5 protein-coding genes and 2 pseudogenes are annotated in these 5,328 nt (G+C 53.9%); 6 read left to right on the top strand and 1 reads right to left on the bottom strand.

The window, feature by feature from the left end:
* Positions 1–187: 187 nt before the first annotated feature.
* The 4 genes and pseudogenes from G9Q73_RS20455 to G9Q73_RS09915 form a co-directional block, all read left to right on the top strand.
* Positions 188–337, top strand: a pseudogene (locus G9Q73_RS20455) (hypothetical protein); the annotation flags it as partial.
* Between the two features lie 69 nt (positions 338–406).
* Positions 407–883, top strand: coding sequence for an AAA-type ATPase lid domain-containing protein (locus G9Q73_RS09925; RefSeq protein ID WP_369408949.1), 477 nt, complete (start codon positions 407–409; stop codon positions 881–883).
* A gap of 54 nt (positions 884–937) precedes the next feature.
* A complete protein-coding gene (locus G9Q73_RS09920) occupies positions 938–1,336 on the top strand; it encodes a hypothetical protein (protein ID WP_177419641.1) in 399 nt (132 codons plus the stop codon).
* A gap of 376 nt (positions 1,337–1,712) precedes the next feature.
* Positions 1,713–2,471 (top strand): oxygen-binding di-iron domain-containing protein, encoded by a 759-nt coding sequence (locus G9Q73_RS09915; RefSeq protein ID WP_177419640.1) that lies wholly within the window; start codon positions 1,713–1,715, stop codon positions 2,469–2,471.
* A gap of 47 nt (positions 2,472–2,518) precedes the next feature.
* Here the strand turns inward: G9Q73_RS09915 and G9Q73_RS09910 are convergent, their stop codons facing one another.
* Entirely contained in the window at positions 2,519–3,481 is a 963-nt protein-coding gene (locus G9Q73_RS09910; protein ID WP_177419639.1) for a PDC sensor domain-containing protein, read from the bottom strand.
* Positions 3,482–3,724: 243 nt separating this feature from the next.
* Here G9Q73_RS09910 and G9Q73_RS09905 point away from each other — a divergent pair, with 243 nt between their 5' ends.
* Positions 3,725–4,285: a hypothetical protein gene (locus G9Q73_RS09905; RefSeq protein WP_177419638.1), complete on the top strand. Its 561-nt coding sequence runs from the start codon at positions 3,725–3,727 to the stop codon at positions 4,283–4,285.
* 113 nt (positions 4,286–4,398) lie between these two features.
* Positions 4,399–5,261 (top strand): annotated as a pseudogene (locus G9Q73_RS20450) (uroporphyrinogen decarboxylase family protein); the annotation flags it as partial.
* Between the last annotated feature and the right edge of the window lie 67 nt (positions 5,262–5,328).

Below are 5,328 nucleotides of genomic sequence, written 5' to 3'. Positions count from 1 at the left end.
ACGTGCGTTCGGTGCGGCAGCATTGCTTTCCCTCAGTGCCGAAGGCGCCACCTCGCCCTGAACATGGCGGCCACACCCAAGGATCTGATGGAGGTCAAAACTGCCTGATGCATGAACGTGTTGCTTTGGAGCACCAGAGCACCGTAAAGGGCATTTTGAACAGGCGAATTGGCGGCACACTCTTTCTGGGGATAGAATTGAGCATGCCGGCGATTTGCAAGCCAGCACTGCGAGTATTGGCGGATGGCCAGTTCTACCGCGTGGTGGTCATGAACCGGTAGAAAGGTCGATGTGCGAATTACGCCCAGCCGCCACCCACCAGAATCTGGAAGGGCTGGTGAAAAGGGGCGACTTCAGGGAGGACCTGTTTCACCGGCTCAACGTGATAAGAATCCATATTCCCGCAATGCGGGAACGAAAAGAGGATATTGCGCTCTTGATGCGCCACTTCCTTGCCAATGCCTCTGAAGAGTTGGAGGTTGAGGCGAAGATTTTATTGCCGGAAACCACAGAATTTCTGCGCCAACTTGACTGGCCAGGTAATGTCCGACAGTTGGAAAATACTGCCCGCTGGCTCACCGTGATGGCTTCTGGTCAGGAGATCCATATCGAGGATCTGCCGCCGGAGCTGCGACAGGAAGAGTCGCGGAGTGAAATCAGTGGAGACTGGCGGCAACAGCTCCGTGCCTGGACGCGCAGCCGTCTGCAATCCGGTGCGGAAGCCCTGCTTGATGAAGCGGGTTCAGACTTTGAGACAGTGATGATAGAGACGGCGCTGGAGCACACTGCAGGGCGCCGCCAGGATGCCGCCCGCCTGCTTGGCTGGGGGCGAAACACCCTGACCCGCAAGATAAAAGAGTTGGGTCTGGATAATGAAAATTGAACCAGTGGAGTGGACTCAAAATCTGAGTGGCACTGCTGTTTAAGAGGTTAGTAGATGGAAACGACAAGTATTGATCTTCCGGGTTGTGAGATCGAATCAATCACTTTGGAGAAGGGGGTTCTCAGGGTGCGCTTCTCCCGTGCATATATCATCAAAACCCTGACAGGTTCGAAAGAGCGCACTCGTTGGTGGCAAGCAGGTGAGATGATATTGGAGGGCGCGGAAGTGGAGGGTGAACTGCCCGCTGCGCCTTGTGTCTGCGACGGAGGAGATGTGGGTGAAAACGTCTATACCTATCGCGACATGGTGCCGCTGCCGCTGGAGAGCCGGGGCCGAGCCCACTGTGCCTTGAAGGTCCGCGACAGCGAGTTGATACTGAAGGCCCATGCGGAGGGGATTAAGTTGGCGATGGATGACAGACCCCACTATATTGAGCATATTAAGCCGGAATAAAAAGAAGGTTAAAGGCGAAAGGTAAAAGACCAAAGGAGACTGTGCCGCCGGATAGGCCAAACATCGTTGCCGGTGCCGGAAAATCAGTGGTTGCTTTTCAAAAGCACCGGCACATACTGTGAAAGCCTTTAGCCTTTAGCCTTTAGCCTTTAGCCTTTAGCCTTTAGCCTTAAAATGTATTGCAAATCCCTGGATTAAGAATAATATTTCTGTTATCTCTTTAGAGGTTACGAATAATATTTATACGAGAAACGGCATTTAAGTGGAGCATCGGCCGTTGCAGATTCATGGCAGGTTGCGCAAAAAACGAAAAAGGTAACCAGTGGATGGCAACGGACGGGCTTCGAATTGCCAGTCTTGGGGGAGTATACAAACTATGTCAGTCGAACTTTACAATAAAAAAGAGCATATCTGTGTCGCTTTTCGGGATCTGGTGACCGGGGATGCGGTGCAGGCCAATCAGTTCCTGATCTTTGACCACGGCCACGCCGCATTACTCGACCCAGGAGGGGAGCTGACCTACTCCCGCCTCTTCATGGCGATCAGCGACTACATGAATGTGAAAAAGCTCGATTATGTTATCGCTTCCCACCAGGATCCCGATATCGTCGCCTCAGTGAACAAGTGGCTGGTGGGCACCGATTGCAAGGTGGTTGTGCCCTCTCTCTGGGAGCGTTTTATCCCCCACTTCACCCGCCCCGGCCGTCTGCAGGGCCGGGTGGTTTCCATACCGGACCAGGGTATCAACCTTGAGCTTGGCAATATCCGGCTGAAAGCCCTGCCCGCCCACTTTCTGCATGCGGAAGGTAATTTTCAGTTTTATGATCCGATAAGCAAGATCCTCTTCTCCGGTGATCTCGGCGCCAACCTGCCGCCGGGGGATCTCGATAAACCGGTGAAAAAGCTGGCGGAAATCCTCCCCTATATGGAGGGTTTTCATAAACGCTACATGAACTCCAACCGGGTTTGCCGCTACTGGGCGAATATGGCGAGTTCCCTGGAGATCAACATGATTGTCCCTCAGCATGGCAGGTCGTTTGTGGGCAAGAAGGCGGTCGCCGAATTTATCAACTGGGTTGCAAATCTCGAGTGCGGGATCGATCTGATGACCCAGAGCCACTATCAGGTACCCTGATCATATAGAACCATCCCAAACCTGCTGCCCAGGAAGGGCTGCGGGAACTATCCGTCAGCCTTTGACCCTGCCAGGTCTCCAATCCAGAAAGCGAGATTCTTTTCCAGAAATTCTTCCATCGGCATGTAGTGGGAGCCGTCACAGGAGAAGGTGAGTCCTAGCATGCCATTCATGATGTTCAGCGAGCTGCTGCGCAGATAGATGGTCTCGTCTGCAAACCGCAATGCCTTCAATCCATCGAGTACGGAACGGATCTGCGCGGGGGTGACCTTGGCTTCCGCTGGGTAAGTGTGCAGTGGATAGACAAGGCTGAGATCGGGGTCGATGATCTCTTCCACGCCGTGTATCCGGTAACTGTATGGATCATCCAACAGCCAGAATGAACAGCGTCCGCTGGAGTAGTGGATTTTTGTGTGGAAGATGCCGTGGGCGGTCATCAGAGCATGGACCGTGTCGTGCACCGAATCGAGCTGATCATCCAGTCGGCTCTGAATCCGCTGTTGCATAAAAACTGTGCCACGCACCGCTGGATCGCCCTTGAACTGCTGCCAGCGTAACTCAGGGTTGTCCAATCTGCTGTCGGTAAGCAATTTGTCGAGGGAGAAATCAGCCGCGATGAATCCCACCAGACCCTTGTCTATGTGCACTGCCTGTAGGGCCGTAACACATTCAGTACTGGAGTACATGCTGCGATAGACCGATGAGAGCATGATGCCCTTGAACGGCAGGTTGTTTTTTAGATAGGGGCGATCCGAAAGGTCACGTCCCCGCCAGGAGCGATCGGCAACGCCCGCACTGATCAGGGAAGAGACTTCGAGGCCATCGAGATCCCAAGCGTAGAGAAAGTCGCAACTGGAGATGTCGGACTGATGATCCAATAGCCGTTGGTCGAGCTGATCTGGATCCTGCCACACCTCAGCGCACTCTTTTGCAAGTGCTGAGAGGGGTTCTCCGATTGCGCTAGCAAGAGCGGCTTTTTTCTCCAGAATGTTCTGTTGTATCGACGACATGAGCACTACATTTGATGATTTAAGGAAGTATCTTACACCGGAATACAAGAGTAAGTGTTTGCTGTTTCATGTTGATGACAGTGAAAGGTTTAACGGTTTGGCACACTCAAGGGTTTCGGATTCGGATAGACTCTAATTCCCATTGGTTATAGGCGAGAAAGACAGCGGTATTTTACGCGCCGATGGAGAGGTAGGGTTAACGGCTCAGGGTGCATTTGGAAGGTTGGTTGGAGAGTATTTCGCATGAAATTGCAACGAAGAGTGTTGTCAAACGTAGCGCCGTTTCTATTTGCACCAACTGTGTCCAGGCGTAAAGAGCCGGTGCTGCACGCTAGACAAGCGGTACTAACAGCGCTCGGTCGGGATGACTTCGCAGTCGCCGGAGCAGTGGTGGCGCGCAATGCCTATGCGTTTCGCCACCTTGACCGTGAGCATGCGCCAGGCCTGATGCGCGCTTTGGAACGGGCACTGAAAAGAAGAGACATAAAGGGCATTCATCTTACACTGCAACAGGCGGTGGTTGCAGAGCTGGTACGGTCTCTCTCGGCAGTGCAGGAGAGTCTCGGCCACTGTCAGGATGCCAAACACCTGTCGATGAAATGCAGCCGGTTATTCAGCATGCTGGAGATGGATCTGGGGAAAAAGGCCTGGGATGAGGGGCGTTGGGCACTGCAGGGTTGCCAGCAATCGATAGGTACAATGGGACTGTTTGGCGTTGGCTGCGTGGAGGCGAACCCTGAAAGGTTCTTACGACACAAACAGACATTGATGGGAATTTTGCAAAGCAAGGGCCTGGTACGTTGATCTCCCGCTCCCTGCCTTGATTCGGCAGCGGAACGGCGCCCACCTCCCTCCGCGTTCACATTCCGTGTACAATTCGCGAAAATCTATAATGAAATGTACCAAAGGAATTTCGCGTGAATATCCTGAAAAACGATAGACTGTTGCGTGCATTGCTGCGCGAACCGGTAGATGTAACCCCTGTATGGATGATGCGACAGGCCGGGCGTTATCTGCCTGAATACAAGGCCACTCGCGCCCGTGCCGGCAGCTTCATGGATCTCTGCCGTAATCCCGAACTGGCCTGTGAAGTTACCCTCCAGCCATTGGATCGCTACCCGCTGGATGCGGCGATCCTCTTCTCCGATATTCTTACCGTCCCGGATGCGATGGGCCTTGGGCTCTATTTCACGCAAGGGGAGGGCCCCAGATTTGAACGGCCGGTGCAGGATGAGGCAGCGGTCACGCTTTGAAGCCGGATGGAGCATGACCGTTATGCGAGGAATGGTGCGCACCATTCGCCGGGACAACCCCTGATGGCCGGTACTTGATCGGTTCTTAAGCGGCGTCCTGACGTTTGCCACCGCTATTGTGGAGGAGCGGCACGAAAAAATTTCAGCCAAAGTAAAGGGGATGATGGTTCCGATCGCCCGAGCGATGGCTGCGGCTGCTGAAAATCGCAGAACCGGTAACGCCTATCTCATGCTCCAGATTGTGGCCGCGCCCAGGCGGTCATGATCTGATACCTGGGTGGTGCTGTGAATCCCCGCAGTACTACAAACGCCTTCCCTGAAATATATGGAACATCATCCAGGCTGACCCGCGGTAACAACCAGAGGGACGTGGCGCAGCTGCAGAAATTCACCAAAGGCGGCGGACCTTTGGTTGGAGCAGATGGCGGCAACCGGATGTGATGCCCTGGGTGTCGACTGGACCCTGTCTGGCGGACGCCCGGCGCAGGGTTGGCGACAAGGCTGTACTGCAGGGCAACATGGACCCCAGACACTTGTCTCACCTGATATCTGGCAAAGAGGTGGGCAAGCAATACGTAACTGAACGAAGTACCA

The sequence above is a fragment of the endosymbiont of Lamellibrachia barhami genome, from assembly GCF_011947365.2.
Classification (GTDB): Bacteria; Pseudomonadota; Gammaproteobacteria; order Chromatiales; family Chromatiaceae; genus QGON01.
This window is presented reverse-complemented; position numbering and strand designations above follow the sequence as displayed.